Below are 17,103 nucleotides of genomic sequence, written 5' to 3'. Positions count from 1 at the left end.
GCCGTGATCGAATTCTCGCAACAGTGTTTCTCTCAATGACACCCCTGACCGCCGACTCTCGGTTGTGTGCCTTCTCGAAAAAAAGAAAGATTCAATGAAGCTGAACAATCTGAAAATCGGCCAGCGTCTCGGCCTGGGTTTCGGCCTGATGGTGGCACTGCTGGTGCTGGTCGCCGCGACCGGACTGACCAATATGTCGTCGCTCAACACGCTGATGCGCCGCATCGTCGACGAAAACAATGCCCGGCTCAGTGCCGCCAACAGCATGCGTGACGCCCAGCGCCGCATTTCGGTGGGCGTCCGCGACGTCATCCTGGCGGAAGACGACGCCAGCATCGCACGCGAAACGACAAGCCTCGACGCGGCCTGGAAAGACTACGACCACGCGCATCAGGTCCTGCAAGGCCTCGTCAAGCGTCCGCGGGGCAAGGATTTCATGCAAAAGATCGTCGATGCCCGCGCGACAACCGTGCCCCTGATCGCGACGGCCACGCAACTCGGCAAGGAAAACAAGAACGAGGAAGCGTTCGCACAACTCAAGACGAAGGTCGTGCCGGCCGTGGCGGCATGGCAGAAAACCATCAGCGACATGGTCGATTACCAGACCGCCCGCAACGAGGAAGACCAGGCGGAAGGCGTGAGCCGGTACGAACAGGCGAGCATGCTGTTGTGGGGCGTGGCGGGTCTCGCCGCCCTTCTCGCCGTGGCCGTCGGCTGGCTGTGCACGCGCTCGATCACGCATCCGATGCGCCAGGCGGTCGCCATCGCCAAGACCGTCGCGGCGGGCGACCTGACAAGCCGCATCGAGGTCGACACGAAGGACGAGACGGGCGAGCTGCTGGCCGCGCTCAAGGCCATGAACGAATCGCTGCGTTCCATCGTGCACCAGGTGCGCGACGGCACCCGGACGCTGTCCACGGCCACCGACGAAATCGCGACGGGCAACCTCGACCTGTCGAGCCGCACCGAGCAGCAGGCCAGCGCGCTGGAAGAAACCGCATCGTCGATGGAAGAGCTGACCTCGACCGTCAAGCAAAATGCAGAAAATGCGCGCCAGGCGAACGCGCTGGCGCAATCGGCATCCGAAGTCGCGGTACGCGGCGGCGTTGTCGTGGCCGACGTCGTCACGACCATGGGATCGATCAACGAATCCGCCAACCGCATCGTGGACATCATCGGCGTCATCGATGGCATCGCCTTCCAGACCAATATCCTGGCGTTGAACGCGGCGGTGGAAGCGGCCCGTGCCGGCGAGCAGGGCCGTGGCTTCGCCGTCGTCGCATCGGAAGTGCGCAACCTGGCCCAGCGTTCGGCCAGCGCCGCCAAGGAAATCAAGACGCTGATCGGCGATTCGGTCAGCAAGGTCAACGAAGGCAGCCGCCTCGTCCACGAAGCGGGCTCGACGATGGAAGACGTCGTCGGCAGCGTGCGGCGCGTGACGGACATCATGGCCGAGATCACCGCGGCCAGCCTGGAACAGGAAGCCGGCATCGAGCAGATCAACCAGGCCGTGAGCGAAATGGATTCCGTCACCCAGCAGAATGCCGCGCTGGTGGAAGAAGCGGCCGCGGCGGCGCAGTCGCTCCAGGTGCAGTCGGGTCAGCTGGAGCAGATGGTCAGCACGTTCCGGCTGGCGGATGAGGGACCGGGACGCAGGGTGGACGGCTCCGCCGCCCACGCGTCCAACCACCGCGTGCGTATCGCGATGGCTTGACCGTCACCGCCTACCGCTTGTACTCGTAATACTTGCGCGCGTCGCCACGTACCTGGTCGGCCGGGTATTTGGCGCGGTTGAGCACCATCTTTTCCTGCACGGCGGCGAGCAGGTCGACGTCGAGCTTGTCCGCCAGGCGCACGAGATAAACGAGCACGTCGGCCATCTCGTGGCGCACTTCCACGAGCTTGTCTGCGCCGAGTTCGTCCGCACGGCCGTGCTGCAGCCACTGGAAGTGTTCCAGCAGCTCGGCCGCCTCCACCGTCAGCGCGGACGCGAGGTTTTTCGGCGTGTGGAACTGGTCCCAGTCACGCTCCTCGACGAACTGGCGCACGATGGCGCGCAGTTGGTCGAGTTCGCCGCCGGGCGGCGTCACTTGAGGTAGCCTTGCAGGATCTTGTCGAGCTTCGGCTGGATCTCGTCGTAGCTGCGGACGGTGACGCCGAGGTCGCGCAGCAGGCCGTCATGCACGCCGTAGACCCAGCTGTGGATGGTGATGTCCTGGCCCCGCTCCCACGCATCGCGCACGACCGTGGTCTGGGCGATGTTGATGACCTGCTCGGCCACGTTCAGTTCCACGAGGCGGTTGGTGGCGGCCGTACCGGCGACATTGCCCAGGTATTTGCCGTGCTTGTCGCGCACGTCGCGCACGTGGCCGAGCCAGTTGTCGGCCAGGCCGACACGGGTGTTGTTCAGCGCCGCGCCCACGCCCGAGCAGCCGTAGTGGCCGCACAGGATGATGTGCTTGACCTTCAGCACATCGACGGCGAACTGCAGCACCGTCAGGCAGTTCAGGTCGGAGTGGGAGACGACGTTGGCGATGTTGCGGTGGACGAACAGTTCGCCCGGCGCCATGCCGACGAGTTCATTCGCGGGCACGCGGCTGTCGGAGCAGCCGATCCACAGATATTCTGGGTTTTGTTGGGAGGCCAGGTCCTTGAAGAAATTGGGATCCTCCTGGATCATCGACGCCGCCCATAGTCGGTTGCGTTCGAAGAGGTCTGCGGCGGTGAGGCCGGTGGGGGTCTTTGCCATGGCGTTTTCCTATTCAGCAGAACCGTCACCCCCGCGCAGGCGGGGGTCCATGCTGAGGCTCCGCGAGTTGCACGAGTAACCTTACGGTAGCAACTTCGCAGTCGCGGCATGGATTCCCGCGTGCGCGGGAATGACGATGTTATCTAATCGACCACATTCTGGTCAAAAAAAACCGCCGGGGCTCGCGCGCCCGGCGGTCCATCCGACATCTTACTCGAAGAAGTCCTTTACCTTGTCCATCCAGCCCTTGCTCTGCGGGCTGTGCTTCGCGCCGCCTTCGTTCGTCAGGCGGTCGAATTCACGCAGCAGGTCCTTCTGCTTCTCGGTGAGCTTGACGGGCGTCTCGACCACGACGTGGCAGAACAGGTCGCCGGAATAACCCGAGCGCACGCCCTTGATGCCCTTGCCCTTGAGGCGGAAGGTCTTGCCGGTCTGGGTACCTTCGGGGATCGTGAACGAGACCTTGCCGCCCAGCGTGGGCACCTCGATCTCGCCGCCCAGTGCAGCCTTGCTGAACGAGATCGGCATTTCGCAATGCAGGTCGTCGCCTTCGCGCTGGAACACGGTATGCGGCTTGATGTGGATCTCGACATACAGGTCGCCCGGCGGCCCGCCGTTCGTACCCGGCTCGCCATTGCCGGTCGAGCGGATGCGCATGCCGCTGTCGATACCCGCCGGGATCTTCACTTCCAGCGTCTTGTTGCGCTTGATGCGTCCGGCGCCGCCGCAGGATGCGCACGGTTCCGGGATGATCTTGCCGCTGCCGTGGCACTTCGGGCAGGTCTGCTGGATCGAGAAGAAGCCCTGCTGCATGCGCACCTGGCCGTGGCCGTGGCAGGTCGTGCAGGTGACGGGCGACGTGCCCGGCTTGGCGCCGCTGCCGTGGCAGGTGTCGCACTTGTCCCAGCTCGGCACGCGGATCGTCGTGTCGAAGCCGGCGGCTGCCTGTTCCAGCGAAATTTCCAGGTTGTAGCGCAGGTCGGCGCCGCGGTACACCTGCGGGCCCGAACTGCGGCCGCGGCCGCCGCCGCCGAAGATGTCGCCGAAGATGTCGCCGAACGCATCGCCGAAACCGCCGGCACCGAAGCCGCCGCCCATGCCGCCGTTCGGATCGACGCCAGCGTGACCATAACGGTCATAAGCCTCGCGCTTTTCCGGATTGGTCAGCATCTCGTAGGCTTCCTTGACCTCCTTGAACTTCTCTTCCGCTTCCTTGTTGTCGGGATTGCGGTCGGGATGGTACTTCATCGCAAGCTTGCGATAGGCCTTCTTGATCTCGTCTTCCGAAGCAGTCTTCGCGACGCCGAGGATCTCGTAAAAATCACGCTTTGCCATTTGTCGGCACCTTGCTGTCTATCTACAAAAGAACTGTGGCGGACCAGGCAGACACCTGCGAACGCACAGCCCAAAAGGATACGAGTATACAGTGAGCATGTCGGGCTTGCGCGACTCGGCCGTAAAAACAACGGCCGAACCGCTCCCGCTGATGTTGGACACACCACAAAAAAACGAGCCGGGCACCATGAGGTCGCTTCGGCTCGGGGTTGCGGCGGCGGGGCGGGTCTTGAATCAAGCCCGCCCCGTCCGGACGTCCTTACTTGGCGTCCTTGACTTCCTTGAAGTCGGCGTCGACGACGTCGTCTTCCTGCTTGGCCGACTCGGCACCCGGCTGCTGGCCGCCAGCCTGTGCGCCCGCGGCGCCCTGCTGGGCCTGCATGTCGGCGTACATCTTCTCGCCCAGCTTCTGCGCGGCGGTCGACAGCGCAGCCACCTTGGCGTCGATCTCGGCCTTGTCGCCCGACTTGATCGAACCTTCCAGGTCGGTGATCGCGGCTTCGATCTTTTCCTTCTCGCCGGCGTCCAGCTTGTCGCCGTACTCGGTCAGGGACTTGCGGGTCGAGTGCACCAGCGCGTCGGCCTGGTTGCGCGACTCGGCCAGTTCCTTGACCTTCTTGTCTTCTTCCGCGTTCAGCTCGGCGTCCTTCACCATCTTCTGGATCTCGTCTTCCGACAGACCCGAGTTGGCCTTGATGGTGATCTTGTTTTCTTTACCGGTGGCCTTGTCCTTCGCGCCCACGTGCAAGATGCCGTTGGCGTCGATGTCGAAGGTCACTTCGATCTGCGGCGTGCCGCGCGGTGCCGGCGGGATGCCTTCCAGGTTGAACTCGCCCAGGCCCTTGTTGCCGGCGGCGATTTCGCGTTCACCTTGATAAACCTTGATGGTCACGGCCGGCTGGTTGTCGTCGGCGGTCGAGAACACCTGCGAGAACTTGGTCGGGATCGTGGTGTTCTTCTGGATCATCTTGGTCATCACGCCGCCCAGGGTTTCGATACCCAGCGACAGCGGGGTCACGTCCAGCAGCAGCAGGTCCTTGCGGTCGCCGGCCAGCACGGAGCCCTGGATGGCGGCGCCGACAGCGACGGCCTCGTCCGGGTTCACGTCCTTGCGCGGATCCTTGCCGAAGAACTCCTTGACCTTTTCCTGCACCTTCGGCATACGGGTCATGCCGCCGACCAGGATGATGTCGTCGATGTCCGAGACCTTCACGCCGGCATCCTTGATCGCGACGCGGCACGGTTCGATGGTCTTGGCGATCAGTTCCTCGACCAGCGCTTCCAGCTTGGCGCGGGTGATCTTGAGGTTCAGGTGGACCGGGGCGCCGTTCGCCATCGCGATGTACGGCTCGTTGATCTCGGTCTGCTGCGACGACGACAGTTCGATCTTCGCGCGCTCGGCCGAAGCCTTGATGCGCTGCAGGGCGATCGGATCCTTCGACAGGTCGAGGCCGTTGATCTTCTTGAACTCGTCGATGATGTAGTCGATGATGCGCTGGTCGAAGTCTTCGCCGCCCAGGAACGTGTCGCCGTTGGTCGACAGCACTTCGAACTGCTTCTCGCCATCCACGTCGGCGATCTCGATGATCGACACGTCGAACGTACCGCCGCCGAGGTCATACACGGCGATCTTGCGGTCGCCCTTGTCGGTCTTGTCCAGGCCGAATGCCAGCGCGGCCGCGGTCGGCTCGTTGATGATGCGCTTGACGTCCAGGCCGGCGATGCGGCCGGCGTCCTTGGTCGCCTGGCGCTGCGAGTCGTTGAAGTACGCCGGGACCGTGATGACGGCTTCCGTCACTTCTTCGCCGAGGTAGTCTTCGGCGGTCTTCTTCATCTTGCGCAGCACTTCGGCCGAGATCTGCGGCGGCGCCAGTTTCTTGTCGCGCACACCGACCCACGCGTCGCCGTTGTCGGCCTTCGTGATCGTGTACGGCATCAGGCTGATGTCCTTCTGGACTTCCTTCTCGTCGAATTTACGGCCGATCAGGCGCTTGACCGCGAACAGGGTGTTCTTCGGGTTGGTGACGGCCTGGCGTTTCGCCGGCGCGCCGACCAGGATCTCGCCATCTTCCTGATAAGCGATGATCGAAGGCGTAGTACGGGCGCCTTCCGCGTTTTCGATGACCTTGGGCTGACCATTTTCCATGATCGCCACGCAGGAGTTGGTGGTGCCCAGGTCGATACCGATGATTCTGCCCATAATATTTTCCTTTTTAGTACTCAGTTTTCAGATGTGTCGAATATTGGGAAATGTCGCTAAGTTTCAAGAGGTTATTCACCTCTGTCGCGACATTATTTCGGTGCGGCGGCGGTCACGATGGCCGGGCGCAGCAGGCGGTCGGCGATCATGTAACCCTTCTGCAGGACGGCCACCACGGTGTTCGCTTCCTGGTCGGACGGCACCACGGCCACGGCCTGGTGCTTGTTCGGGTCGAGCTTGTCGCCCGGCTGCGGCATCACTTCGACCAGGCGGTTCTTTTCGAACGCGGCGGTGAGCTGCTTCAGGGTCATCTCGACGCCTTCCTTGATCGATTCGACCGTCGGCGCTTCGACTTTCAGCGCCATCTCGAGACTGTCGCGCACGGGCACCATGGCCTCCGCGAAGCTTTCGATGGCGAACTTGTGGGCCTTGCTCACATCTTCCTGGGCACGGCGGCGGATATTGTCCGCCTCGGCCTTGGCACGCATGAAGGCATCGTGCATCTCGGCCAGCTTGGCCTCGGTGGCGCTCAGCTGTTCTTCGAGGCCGGGCTCGTTGGCCGGTGCGGCCTGCGCTGCCGCGGCGGCGGCCGCATCGGCGGCTTCCGGCTGATTGCTCACCTCTTGGTTTTCTTGGTCTTGCATCGAAAAAACTCCTGAAATCAAGGACTTGGCTGATTGGTTGGACGACTGTTGCAGTCACACAGCGCCGCATATTGGGCATTCGCCTACATTTTCAAGGGGAATTGAAGAAACAATATGCAGACGTGCGTATTCTTTTGTTACAAGATTTACTTGCTCGTAGTCACCATCGACAGCTAGCCGTTCTACTATCGTGTCGTCAAGACATCCACCGACCCGATGGGAAAGAACATGAAACTGCATCTGATCAGCGGCGCCGTGCTCATCTACACCCTGCTTGCGCTGGCTGCGATCTGCCTGGCGGAGCTCGGGTCGGCGCCGCAAAACGTGGCATTCTAGCATCTCGCCGTCGGGCGACGGCGCTTATGCCCCTAGTTTCACCGCGTGCTCGCGCGCGATGTCCGCATCCTTGCGCTGCGCCTCGCGTTGCGCGGGCGTGAGCATCGTCGGCCAGCCGATCAGGTGCTGCTCGGCGATCTCGGCCATGCCGACGATCCAGGCCGGATTGTCGTTCAGGCAGGGAATGTAGCGATATTCCTGGCCGCCGTTCGATTCGAAGTCGTGACGGACTTCCATGTTGATCTCTTCCAGCGTCTCCAGGCAGTCGCTCGTAAAACCGGGGCACAGGACGTCGATCCGCTTGACGCCGTCCCGCGCCAGCTGCTGCACGGTCGGCGCCGTGTAGGGCTGCAGCCACTCGGCCTTGCCGAAGCGCGACTGGAACGTCACCAGGTACTGGTCCGGCGCCAGGCGCAGGCGCGCCGCCAGCAGGCGCGCCGTCCGGTGGCATTCGCAGTGGTACGGGTCGCCCAGCAGCAGCGTGCGCTTGGGCACGCCGTGGAAACTCATCACCAGCTTCTCGCCGCGGCCGTGCGTCTCCCAGTATGTCTCCACGGACGCGGCCAGCGCATCGATATAGCCCTCGTGGTCGTGGTAGTGCTTCACGAGGCGCAGTTCGGGGATGTTGCGCACCTTCTTGTAGTGGTCGAAGACGGCGTCCCAGATCGACGCGGTGGTCGTGCCGGAGTATTGCGGATACGCGGGCAACACGACGATGCGCTCGACGCCGCGTGCTTTCAGTTCGTCCAGCACGTCCGGCAGCGCGGGCGAGCCGTAGCGCATCGCCATCGCCACCTCGACGTCGTGGTGGCCGCGCTGTTCGAGCAGCGCCTGGAGCTTGTTCGCCTGCCGCTCCGTGTACACCTTCAGCGGCGAACCTTCGCGGCTCCAGATCGTCGCGTATTTTTTCGCCGACTGCCCCGAGCGGAACGGCAGGATCGCCAGGTGCAGGATCAAATTCCACACGGCGCGCGGGATTTCCACGACGCGCGGGTCGGACAGGAACTGCTTCAGGTAGCGCCGCACCGCGGGCCGCGTCGGCGCGTCGGGCGTGCCGAGGTTGACGAGGACGATGGCACACTTCGCGATGGTACCGTGCTGGTACACCGGTTCTTTATTGAAGGGCATGAAGGACCTCAGGATGCCAGCAGTTCGCGCGCATGCTTGCGCGTGGTCTCGGTGATCTCGATGCCGCCCAACATGCGCGCCACCTCTTCCACGCGGGCCTTGTTGTCGAGCACGTCGATGCGCGACACGGTCTTGCCGCCATCCGTCGTGCCCTTGGCCACCTGGAAGTGCTGGTTCGCCTGGCTCGCGACCTGCGGCAGGTGCGTAACGCACAGCACTTGCCGGCTCTGGCCCAGGCGTTTCAACAGACGGCCGACGACTTCCGCCACGCCGCCGCCGATGCCCGTGTCGACCTCGTCGAAGATCAAGGTCGGCACCGTCGTCGCGTTCGCCGTGATGACGGAGATGGCCAGCGAGATGCGCGCCAGTTCGCCGCCCGACGCCACCTTGGCCAGCGGCCGCGGCGCGACGCCGGCGTGACCGGCCACGAGGAACTCGACCTGCTCGCAGCCGTACACGGCCGGTTCGCACGGGTTCAGCGCGACGACGAAGCGGCCGCCGCTCATCGACAGTTCCTGCATCGCTTCCGATACCTGCGACGACAGACGCTGCGCCGCCTGCGCGCGCGTCGCGGACAGCTTCTGCGCGGCCGCCAGGTAGACGGCTTTCGCTTTGTCTTCCTGCTTGCGCAGGCCGTCGACGTCGCTCGCGTCGGCCAGCTGCTGCAGCTTGGCCTTCAAGGTCGCGTGTTCCTCCGGCAGCTCCTCCGGCGTCACGCGGAACTTGCGGGCCGTGCTGTGGATGGCGTCCATGCGCGCATCGACCTGCGACAGGCGGTCCGGATCGAGCTCGACCTTGTCGACGTAGGTGTTCAGCGCGTACACGGCTTCCTGCAGCTGGATGCGCGCCGGCTCCATGCAGTCGAGCACGGCCTGCAGGTCCGCGTCGACGCCGGCCAGCTTCGACAGTTTCAGGTTCAGCGACGACAGCTGCGACAGGATCGGCTGCTCCGATTCCGACAGCGCATTCAACGCTTCCTGCGCGCCTTCGATCAGGCTCGCGGCATGCGACAGGCGGCTGTGTTCATTCGTGATCTCGGCCCACTCGCCCGGCTTCACCGCGAGTTTATCGAGCTCGCCGACCTGCCACTCGAGGCGCTCGCGTTCCAGCAGCACGTTCTTCGCGTTGGTCTCGAATTCCTCGCGCTGGCGCGCCAGCGCCTTCCACGCTTTATACGCGCTCGCGACTTCCTGCACCTGCGCAGTCGCACCCGGGTCGCGCACGGCGACCTGGTTGTCGAGCAGCGCGCGCTGGGCATCGAGTTTCAACAAGGACTGGTGCGCGTGCTGGCCGTGGATGTCGACGAGCAGCTCGCCCAGTTCGCGCAGCTGGCTGGCCGTCGCCGCGATGCCGTTGATATAGGACTTGGAGCGGCCGGCGTTGTCGATCACGCGGCGCAGCAGCGCGCCGCCTTCGTCGGTTTCGAACTCGTTCTGTTCCAGCCAGATGCTCGCGGCCTGGGTCAGCGCGAAGTCGGCGCTGATGTCGGCCTTGGCCGCGCCTTCGCGCACCATGCTTGCCTCACCGCGGCCGCCGAGCGCGAGCTGGAGCGCGTCGATCAGGATCGACTTGCCGGCGCCGGTCTCGCCGGTGAACACCGTGAAGCCGTTCGAGAACTCGAGCTCGATCGTGTCGACGATGACGAAGTCGCGGATGGTCAGTGTGCGCAACATGAAGGAACAGGTCTCCTGATGGATGCTGGATTTATTTGAGCTTGCCGTCACCGGACGGATATTCGTTCCAGTGCAGCTTCTCGCGCAGGGTGTGGTAGTAGCTCCACCCTTCCGGATGCAGGAAGGTGATGGTGTTGGGCGAGCGCGAGATCATGATCTGGTCGCCGTGCTGCAGGCTCGTGAAGGTCTGCATGTCGAAATTCACGCTGATGTCGCGGCCGTTGATGATCTCGACGACGATGTCGCTCGTGTTCGGCACGACGATCGGGCGGTTGGACAGCGCATGCGGCGCGATCGGCACCAGGACGATGCCGGCCAGCGTGGGGTGCAACAGCGGACCGCCGGCCGACAGCGCGTACGCCGTGGAACCGGTGGGCGTCGAGACGATCAGGCCGTCCGAGCGCTGGTTGTACATGAACGTGCCGTCCACCGTGACCTTCAGCTCGGCCATGCCGGCACCCGTGCCGCGCGCGACGACGACGTCGTTGACGGCGACGGAGCAGTGGATCTCGACGCCGTCGCGCACGACGCGCGCCTCCAGCAGCGAGCGTTCCTCGGTCTTGGCCTTGCCGCTGAGGATGTCGCCCAGCGCGGGCAGCATGCGGTCGATGGGGATGTCGGTCATGAAGCCCAGGCGGCCCTGGTTGATGCCGATGAGCGGCACGCGGTAGCGCGCGAGCTGGCGGGCGATGCCGAGCATCGTGCCGTCGCCGCCGACGACGATGGCGGTGCCGCAGTGCGCGCCGATCTCGTCGATGGTCATGGCGGCCACGCCGGCGACCTTCACGTGCCCCGCCGTTTCCTGCTCGAACACGACGCGGTAGCCGGCCCCCTGCAGGAAGTCGACGATGGCCTGCACGGGCTCGTCGATCCCGGCCGTGTTGTGCCGTACGACGAGCGCGATGGTTTGTTGCGGTTCAGGCGTCACGGACATACGACTCTCGGCAGCAGGTGTTAGGGAGACAGAAGATTAACCGATTCGCCCGGCTTCTGCACTATCGCAACTCAGCAAATACTGTACAAACGCACAGTATAGTTGGGCGGATGGACTTCCGGCAAGCGGACAGTCGAGCCCGCTTCAATGCAGGATGCCGAATGCGAACGCGGCACCGATCGCCACCCCGACCCCGGTCACGTGCAGCGCCATCAGCACGAGCCAGCGCACGCCGGTCACCAGGCGCGAGCCGCCGTACACGCGCCGCATCGCAACGGGCGTGTAGAGCAGGAGCCACGCCCACAGCACGAAGGAGACGATGCCGGCGATATCCGGCACCACCATCAGCAGGGTCAGCGCCAGGAACGCAAACGCATTCACGTGCAGCGCGAACAGCAGGTGTTCGCCGTAGCGCCGCCCCGATCCCAGATACAGGATCTTGAGGTACAGCGCGAACAGCGGCATCATCAGGAAGACGGCATACGGCACGTAGCTGCCGAAGGCCGTCCGCATCACCTTGTCCCGCTCCGCCGGCGACATCCTCGCGAACCGGTCCGCCTGCTCGCCCCAGTGCTCGTTGACGCTGCCGATGCTCTTGCGCAGGTCGACCGTGCCCTCGGCGATTTCACCCGGCGCGTCTTCGCGCACCAGGCCGCCCTGCTTGTCCGCCTGGCCGTGTGCGGCAACCGGCGCATGTCCCTGCCCGGCCGGTGCCGGGACCTGGTCGTGGCCGCCGTATTTCGCGACGGCGAAGAAGATCAGGCTGAACGTCAGGTACAGGCGCAGCGGCTGGATGTAGCGCACGCGGCGGCCATTGATGTACTCCAAAGTCAGCTGCCCCGGACGGAACAAAAGGAGCAGCAGCGACTTCCAAAGCTTGCCTTCCAGCGCCACGTAATGGCCGATGAACTCGTGCAGGAACTCGCGCGTGCTGGGCGGATGCAGCACCGTTTCCTGGCCACATTCGTGACAGAAATTACCTGAAACGACGGCGTTGCAGTTCGGGCAGTCACTGGCGGTGTGATGGAGATGGGCTGGCGTGTTCACGACGTTCGTACCATTTGTCATATCAACCAGCATGTTAAACAGTTCATTGCAAAAAAGCATCATCCAATTGCGCGACCGCCTTCGGTTCGAAGGATTAGGATTTAATCAATTGAATCGAAGGAGGTTGCTATGGTGCAGGAAGAAAAAGACCGCGTCGTGAACACCGACCGGAAGATCGAGGAGCAGAGCTACAAGCGCGAACCGCACGAGCGCGACGAATCGCCCGACGGGCAAGGCGTCCGGCCGCGCGGCATCATGAAGCAGGCGGCGGAAGATCTCGAGCAGGGCCTCGTCGACACCGATGCGCGCGCGACCCCGGGCGCCAGCGAAGCCGTGAAACCGGCACCGGACGCCACCGGCCAGGCCAACCCGCAGCCCGACCGCCATCGCGACATGCGCGACCACGATTCGACCATTCCGGACGGAGGGCAGAACCGATGACAGCACGTGCCAGGCTTGCGCTCCTGATCCTTCCCCTGCTGGGCGCCGGCATGGCGCACGCCCAGCAGTATCCCGTCGGCTGGGGACCGAATCCGGCCCTGCCGGCACCCGAAAGGTCGCTGATCCCGACCATCAACATCGCCGAGGCGGATGCATGGCCGCAAGGCACGCGCCCGACGCCGGCCGCCGGCCTGGCCGTCACCGCGTATGCGACCGGCCTCGACCATCCGCGCTGGCTGTACGTGCTGCCGAACGGCGACGTGCTCGTCGCGGAGAGTAACAAGCCCGGCAATGCGCCCAAGGAAAAAGGCATACGCGCCAAGGTGCAGGGACTGGCGCAGAAGAAGGCGGGCGCCGGCGTCGAGTCGCCCGACAAGATCATCCTGCTGCGCGGCTTCAAGCCGGACGGCACGGCCGACACGAAGACCACGTTCATGCAGGGCCTGACATCGCCGTTCGGCATGACCCTCGTCGGTAACGACCTGTACGTCGCCAATGCCGACGCGCTGTGGAAATTCCCGTACAAATCGGGCGAGACGAGCATCACGGCCAAGGGCACCAAGGTGCTCGACCTGCCCGCGGGAATCAACCACCACTGGACGAAGAACGTCGTCGCCGCGCCCGACGGCAAGAAGCTGTACATCACGGTCGGCTCGAACAGCAACGTGGCCGAGAACGGCATGGAGATCGAAAAGGGCCGTGCCGCCATCTGGGAGTACGACCTCGCCAGCGGCCAGTCGCGCATCTACGCGAGCGGCCTGCGCAATCCGAACGGCATGGACTTCCAGCCGCAGACGAAGGCCTTGTGGACCGTCGTCAACGAGCGCGACGAACTGGGCAACGATCTCGTGCCGGACTACATGACGGCCGTGAAGGACGGCGCGTTCTACGGCTGGCCGTACAGCTATTACGGCCAGCACGTCGACACGCGCGTCAAGCCGCAGAACCCCGGTCTCGTCGCGAAGGCGATCCCGCCGGATTACGCGCTGGGCGCGCACACGGCCTCGCTGGGCCTGGCGTTCTACGACGGCGAGCTGCTGCCGCAGTTCAGGAACGGCGCGCTGATCGGCCAGCACGGCTCGTGGAACCGCAAGCCGTATTCCGGCTACAAGCTCGTGTTCGTGCCGTTCACCGACGGCAGGCCGAGCGGTCCGCCGCAGGATGTCCTGACGGGCTTCCTCGGCAAGGACGAGCACGCGTACGGGCGCCCGGTCGGGGTCGCGGTCGACCGGACCGGCGCCATCCTGCTGGCGGATGACGTCGGCAACATCGTCTGGCGGATCACTCCGGCCGCCACCAACCAGGGAGCAAAACAATGATCAAACGTAAGGGAAGCGCCGTCTGGAGCGGCGGACTGAAAGATGGCAAGGGCACCGTGTCCACGCAGAGCGGCGTCCTCAACCAGGCACAATACGGCTTCAACACGCGCTTCGAAAATGGCGCGGGCACGAATCCGGAAGAACTGCTGGCGGCCGCGCACGCCGGCTGCTTCACGATGGCCTTGTCGGCCCAGCTGGGCGAAGCCGGCATGACGGCGCAGAAGCTGGAGACGACTGCCACCGTGTCGCTCGACAAGGCCGACGGCGGCTTCGCGATCCCGGCCGTGCACCTGGAGCTCGTCGCCACGATTCCCGGCGCGAGCGAGGAAGCGTTCCAGGAAGCGGCGCGCAAGGCCAAGGAAGGGTGTCCGGTCTCGAAGCTGTTCAATGCCAACATCACGCTGGACGCGAAGCTCCAGGCGTAATGACGAGGCGTGCCGCAGCGCGCGGCACGCCTGCACGAATCCGCACGAGCGCATAAAATTCCCGTTTTCCCCCACGAACCAACAAGGACAACAATGCGCCTCCTGCATACCATGCTTCGCGTCGGCGACCTGCAGCGCTCCATCGATTTCTACACCAAGGTGCTCGGCATGAAACTGCTGCGCACGAGCGAGAACCCGGAATACAAATACACGCTGGCCTTCGTCGGCTACGGCAACAATCCGGACCATGCTGAACTCGAGCTGACCTACAACTGGGGCGTCGACAAGTACGACATGGGCTCGGCCTACGGCCACATCGCGATCTCGGCCGACGACATTTATAAAACCTGCGACCAGGTCCGCGCGGCCGGCGGCAACATCACGCGCGAGCCGGGCCCGGTCAAGGGCGGCACGACGGTGATCGCCTTCATCACCGATCCGGACGGCTACAAGGTCGAACTGATCGAGCGCGCCGACAATGCCGGCGGCGGCGGCCTCGGCAGCTAATCACCCACCCTGCTACAATCACCGCGCCCGTTTCGCGACGGGCGACAATTTAACTACGTCTTCGGGGCGGGGTGAAATTCCCCACCGGCGGTATGGCCATCACGATGGCCGAGCCCGCGAGCGCCTGCGGTTGCAGGGTCAGCAGACCTGGTGAGAAGCCAGGGCCGACGGTATAGTCCGGATGAAAGAAGATGTGCGTCATCATGCGTACGCTGTGCCGCCAGGCATGGGCGTGCGCGTCGTTTCGCTTTGCCCTGATGCGTTTTTCGCTTTGCGCCTTTGTGCGCCAATTTTTTGCGAGGAGCGTCTCAATGACCACCCAAACTTATACTCTCTTCAGCGAGGATCTCGACGGCCGCATCGCCGCCGCCCTCGATGCCACGCGCGCCGGCGTTCCGGTGATCCTGCTCGACGATTTCGACCGCGAGAACGAAGCGGACCTGATCGTCGCTGCCGAAAAACTGTCCGTCGAAACGATGGCGCTGATGATCCGCGAATGCAGCGGCATCGTGTGCCTGTGCCTGTCGGCCGACAAGGTTCGCGCGCTCGACCTGCCGCCGATGGCCGCGGACAACGGCAGCCGCTACGGCACGCCGTTCACCGTCTCGATCGAAGCGCGCGACGGCGTGACCACGGGCGTGTCCGCGGCGGACCGCGTGACGACGATCCGCGCTGCCATCGCGCCGGATGCGAAGCCGTCCGACCTCGTGCGCCCGGGCCACGTGTTCCCGCTGCGCGCCAACCCGGCCGGCGTGCTGGGCCGCAAGGGCCACACGGAAGGTTCCGTCGACCTGGCCGTGCTGGCCGGCCTGCAGCCGGCGGCCGTGTTGTGCGAGCTGATGAACGAGGACGGCACGATGATGCGCGGCGACGCCATCGAACGCTTCGCGCGCGAACGCGGCTTTCCGATCCTCACCATCGCCGAGCTGATCGCCTGGCGGTCGCGCAACGAGCAGCAAGCCGCGTAAGCCGTTTCACTTCCTGGGCTTGAGCAGCGCCAGGCCCTGGTTGGTGCGCACGACGATGTAGCCGTCGTCGGCCACCGCCAGCGCGTGCACGAGCACGAGGCCGGCCGGCGGCGCATGGAGCCGGTCGTTCAGGTCGACGAGGCCATCCCTGCGCGTCCAGGACACGGCATGCGCCTCGGTGTCTGTCGCGGACGCACCGACGACGAGGCCGCTCGCATTGATCGCCTCCGCGGTCGAGAAATTGCCGCCCGGGAGAGCGCCGATGCTCGCCATGGTCGTGCCGTCGTAGACGAAGCCGCGGTTGCTGCCGTCGGCGGTTGCGGACATGCCGACGACGAGGCCCGCACCATTGATCGCAACGGCTTCCGCGCCGGCGCCGCCGAGCGTGCCGATGTCGCGGATCTTGCCCAGCTCGTACAGGAACGCCCCGATCGGCCCCTCGCCGTTGCGGAACCAGCCCGTGACCTGGCCGGCATCGTTGATGTCGACGGCGACGGAATTGCCGACCGGCGAGCCGAGATCGACCAACGGTCCACCCGTGCGGCTGTCGTACAGGAAGGCATGGAACCAGGCGTTGCCCGGGCCGTAAGAATAGCCCACGACCACGCCCAGGTTGTTCAGCCCGTTTCCGAACGAATTGCCGCCGAGCGAACCGAGGTCGTTCAGCTTCTTGCCGTCGTACAGGAACGCGTGGGTCTGCCCGGCGGCCGTCGCCGACCAGCCCGTGATCTGGCCGCAATGGGTGATCACGGTGCCTTCGGCATCGCTGCCACCGAGCGTGCCCAGATCGTGCATGGTGCCGTCGTACAGGAAGGCGTGCACGATGCCGGCCTTTGTCGTGGACCAGCCCGTCACATGGCCGCAGGCGTTCACGGCCATCGCCTGGGAGAAATCGCCGCCAAGCGTACCCAGCCCGATCGTCTTGCTGCCGTCGTAGAGGAAGGCGTGCGCGACACCGTCCGCGCCGCGCGACGTGCCGGCGACGATGCCGCCGTTCGCGATGCCGCGGCGCGTGACCTCGCCATACGCGATGCCCGGCAGGCCGATCGGGATGACGTCGTAGGTGGGACCGTTGCCGACGGGCCCCGGCCCGGGCCCGCCCGGATTGCCGTGATGATGGCCACCGCCACAGGCGGTCAGCGTCAGTGTGAATGCGAGCGCAGCGGCGGATGCGGATGCGCGGGAGAACGTGAACATGGCGACCTCGCTTTCGAATGGTTCACGCTCGAGTGTAGGAGTGCGTGTCGCGCGAGTTCGATGAATGAGGAGCTTGCTTGGGGCGTCTCAAGCGAGATTTCGATGGGCAATAAAAAACGGCGCATCGAGCGCCGTCTTTTCAAACCGGGGTCAGAGCCCGTTTTCAGGAAATTGCCAAAATTCGGGCTCTGACCCCGGCG

16 protein-coding genes and 1 riboswitch are annotated in these 17,103 nt (G+C 64.6%); of the genes, 6 read left to right on the top strand and 10 right to left on the bottom strand.

Going from position 1 to position 17,103, the window contains the following annotated elements:
* Window positions 1-94: 94 nt before the first annotated feature.
* Window positions 95-1,714 (top strand): methyl-accepting chemotaxis protein, encoded by a 1,620-nt coding sequence (locus tag ACEN9H_RS00920; protein WP_413673465.1) that lies wholly within the window; start codon window positions 95-97, stop codon window positions 1,712-1,714.
* A gap of 10 nt (window positions 1,715-1,724) precedes the next feature.
* On the opposite strand, the gene ACEN9H_RS00915 is transcribed toward ACEN9H_RS00920, so the two are convergent.
* The 9 genes from ACEN9H_RS00915 to ACEN9H_RS00875 all read right to left on the bottom strand — a co-directional run bounded on the left by ACEN9H_RS00915 (window position 1,725) and on the right by ACEN9H_RS00875 (window position 11,947).
* Entirely contained in the window at window positions 1,725-2,090 is a 366-nt protein-coding gene (locus ACEN9H_RS00915; RefSeq protein WP_413673464.1) for a nucleotide pyrophosphohydrolase, read from the bottom strand.
* On the bottom strand, window positions 2,087-2,749 hold the full coding sequence (gene can, locus ACEN9H_RS00910; protein ID WP_413673463.1) for a carbonate dehydratase: 663 nt from the start codon (window positions 2,747-2,749) through the stop codon (window positions 2,087-2,089). Before can ends, ACEN9H_RS00915 begins: the two co-directional genes overlap by 4 nt.
* Window positions 2,750-2,959: 210 nt before the next feature.
* Window positions 2,960-4,084, bottom strand: coding sequence for a molecular chaperone DnaJ (gene dnaJ, locus ACEN9H_RS00905; RefSeq protein ID WP_413673462.1), 1,125 nt, complete (start codon window positions 4,082-4,084; stop codon window positions 2,960-2,962).
* Window positions 4,085-4,343: 259 nt separating this feature from the next.
* Complete coding sequence (gene dnaK / locus ACEN9H_RS00900) at window positions 4,344-6,284, bottom strand: molecular chaperone DnaK (RefSeq protein ID WP_056124089.1); 1,941 nt, start codon at window positions 6,282-6,284, stop codon at window positions 4,344-4,346.
* A gap of 92 nt (window positions 6,285-6,376) precedes the next feature.
* A complete protein-coding gene (gene grpE, locus ACEN9H_RS00895) occupies window positions 6,377-6,928 on the bottom strand; it encodes a nucleotide exchange factor GrpE (protein WP_036239235.1) in 552 nt (183 codons plus the stop codon).
* Between the two features lie 360 nt (window positions 6,929-7,288).
* Window positions 7,289-8,392, bottom strand: a complete 1,104-nt coding sequence (gene hemH / locus ACEN9H_RS00890) for a ferrochelatase (RefSeq protein ID WP_413673461.1) — start codon at window positions 8,390-8,392, stop codon at window positions 7,289-7,291.
* An 8-nt stretch (window positions 8,393-8,400) separates the two neighbouring features.
* Window positions 8,401-10,065: a DNA repair protein RecN gene (gene recN / locus ACEN9H_RS00885; protein WP_056124083.1), complete on the bottom strand. Its 1,665-nt coding sequence runs from the start codon at window positions 10,063-10,065 to the stop codon at window positions 8,401-8,403.
* 31 nt (window positions 10,066-10,096) lie between these two features.
* Window positions 10,097-10,999, bottom strand: coding sequence for an NAD kinase (locus ACEN9H_RS00880; RefSeq protein WP_056124081.1), 903 nt, complete (start codon window positions 10,997-10,999; stop codon window positions 10,097-10,099).
* Window positions 11,000-11,143: 144 nt separating this feature from the next.
* Complete coding sequence (locus ACEN9H_RS00875; protein ID WP_413673460.1) at window positions 11,144-11,947, bottom strand: DUF3667 domain-containing protein; 804 nt, start codon at window positions 11,945-11,947, stop codon at window positions 11,144-11,146.
* A gap of 228 nt (window positions 11,948-12,175) precedes the next feature.
* On the opposite strand from ACEN9H_RS00875, the gene ACEN9H_RS00870 reads away from it, so the two are divergent.
* The 5 genes from ACEN9H_RS00870 (at window position 12,176) to ribB (ending at window position 15,706) form a co-directional block, all read left to right on the top strand.
* A complete protein-coding gene (locus ACEN9H_RS00870; protein ID WP_413673459.1) occupies window positions 12,176-12,487 on the top strand; it encodes a hypothetical protein in 312 nt (103 codons plus the stop codon).
* The gene (locus ACEN9H_RS00865) at window positions 12,484-13,806 is read left to right on the top strand and encodes a PQQ-dependent sugar dehydrogenase (protein WP_371771296.1); all 1,323 of its coding nucleotides are present in this window, start codon (window positions 12,484-12,486) and stop codon (window positions 13,804-13,806) included. Before ACEN9H_RS00870 ends, ACEN9H_RS00865 begins: the two co-directional genes overlap by 4 nt.
* Window positions 13,803-14,231 carry an OsmC family protein gene (locus ACEN9H_RS00860; RefSeq protein ID WP_176936478.1) on the top strand — a complete coding sequence of 143 codons (429 nt, stop codon included), beginning with the start codon at window positions 13,803-13,805 and terminating at the stop codon, window positions 14,229-14,231. The genes ACEN9H_RS00865 and ACEN9H_RS00860 overlap by 4 nt, the downstream gene beginning before the upstream one ends.
* 93 nt (window positions 14,232-14,324) lie before the next feature.
* Complete coding sequence (gloA, locus tag ACEN9H_RS00855) at window positions 14,325-14,738, top strand: lactoylglutathione lyase (RefSeq protein ID WP_056124069.1); 414 nt, start codon at window positions 14,325-14,327, stop codon at window positions 14,736-14,738.
* A gap of 53 nt (window positions 14,739-14,791) precedes the next feature.
* Window positions 14,792-14,935: riboswitch (FMN riboswitch) on the top strand.
* 114 nt (window positions 14,936-15,049) lie between these two features.
* On the top strand, window positions 15,050-15,706 hold the full coding sequence (ribB, locus tag ACEN9H_RS00850; protein ID WP_413673458.1) for a 3,4-dihydroxy-2-butanone-4-phosphate synthase: 657 nt from the start codon (window positions 15,050-15,052) through the stop codon (window positions 15,704-15,706).
* 6 nt (window positions 15,707-15,712) lie between these two features.
* Here ribB and ACEN9H_RS00845 read toward each other — a convergent pair whose 3' ends face one another.
* On the bottom strand, window positions 15,713-16,903 hold the full coding sequence (locus ACEN9H_RS00845) for a hypothetical protein (protein WP_413673457.1): 1,191 nt from the start codon (window positions 16,901-16,903) through the stop codon (window positions 15,713-15,715).
* Window positions 16,904-17,103 lie beyond the last annotated feature (200 nt).

It is taken from the genome of Massilia cellulosiltytica (genome assembly GCF_047325105.1).
Taxonomy (GTDB): Bacteria; Pseudomonadota; Gammaproteobacteria; order Burkholderiales; family Burkholderiaceae_D; genus Telluria; species Telluria orientalis.
The sequence above is the reverse complement of the archived record's forward strand: the minus strand, read 5'-3'. Positions and strand labels throughout refer to the sequence as shown.

Coding starts and splice junctions, on each gene's coding strand:
- hemH (WP_413673461.1), bottom strand. CDS start 8,392: ATGCCCTTCAATAAAGAACCGGTGTACCAGCACGGTACCATCGCGAAG.
- recN (WP_056124083.1), bottom strand. CDS start 10,065: ATGTTGCGCACACTGACCATCCGCGACTTCGTCATCGTCGACACGATC.
- ACEN9H_RS00870 (WP_413673459.1), top strand. CDS start 12,176: ATGGTGCAGGAAGAAAAAGACCGCGTCGTGAACACCGACCGGAAGATC.
- can (WP_413673463.1), bottom strand. CDS start 2,749: ATGGCAAAGACCCCCACCGGCCTCACCGCCGCAGACCTCTTCGAACGC.
- ACEN9H_RS00845 (WP_413673457.1), bottom strand. CDS start 16,903: ATGTTCACGTTCTCCCGCGCATCCGCATCCGCCGCTGCGCTCGCATTC.
- ACEN9H_RS00865 (WP_371771296.1), top strand. CDS start 12,484: ATGACAGCACGTGCCAGGCTTGCGCTCCTGATCCTTCCCCTGCTGGGC.
- ACEN9H_RS00860 (WP_176936478.1), top strand. CDS start 13,803: ATGATCAAACGTAAGGGAAGCGCCGTCTGGAGCGGCGGACTGAAAGAT.
- ribB (WP_413673458.1), top strand. CDS start 15,050: ATGACCACCCAAACTTATACTCTCTTCAGCGAGGATCTCGACGGCCGC.
- dnaK (WP_056124089.1), bottom strand. CDS start 6,284: ATGGGCAGAATCATCGGTATCGACCTGGGCACCACCAACTCCTGCGTG.
- gloA (WP_056124069.1), top strand. CDS start 14,325: ATGCGCCTCCTGCATACCATGCTTCGCGTCGGCGACCTGCAGCGCTCC.
- grpE (WP_036239235.1), bottom strand. CDS start 6,928: ATGCAAGACCAAGAAAACCAAGAGGTGAGCAATCAGCCGGAAGCCGCC.
- ACEN9H_RS00880 (WP_056124081.1), bottom strand. CDS start 10,999: ATGTCCGTGACGCCTGAACCGCAACAAACCATCGCGCTCGTCGTACGG.
- dnaJ (WP_413673462.1), bottom strand. CDS start 4,084: ATGGCAAAGCGTGATTTTTACGAGATCCTCGGCGTCGCGAAGACTGCT.
- ACEN9H_RS00920 (WP_413673465.1), top strand. CDS start 95: ATGAAGCTGAACAATCTGAAAATCGGCCAGCGTCTCGGCCTGGGTTTC.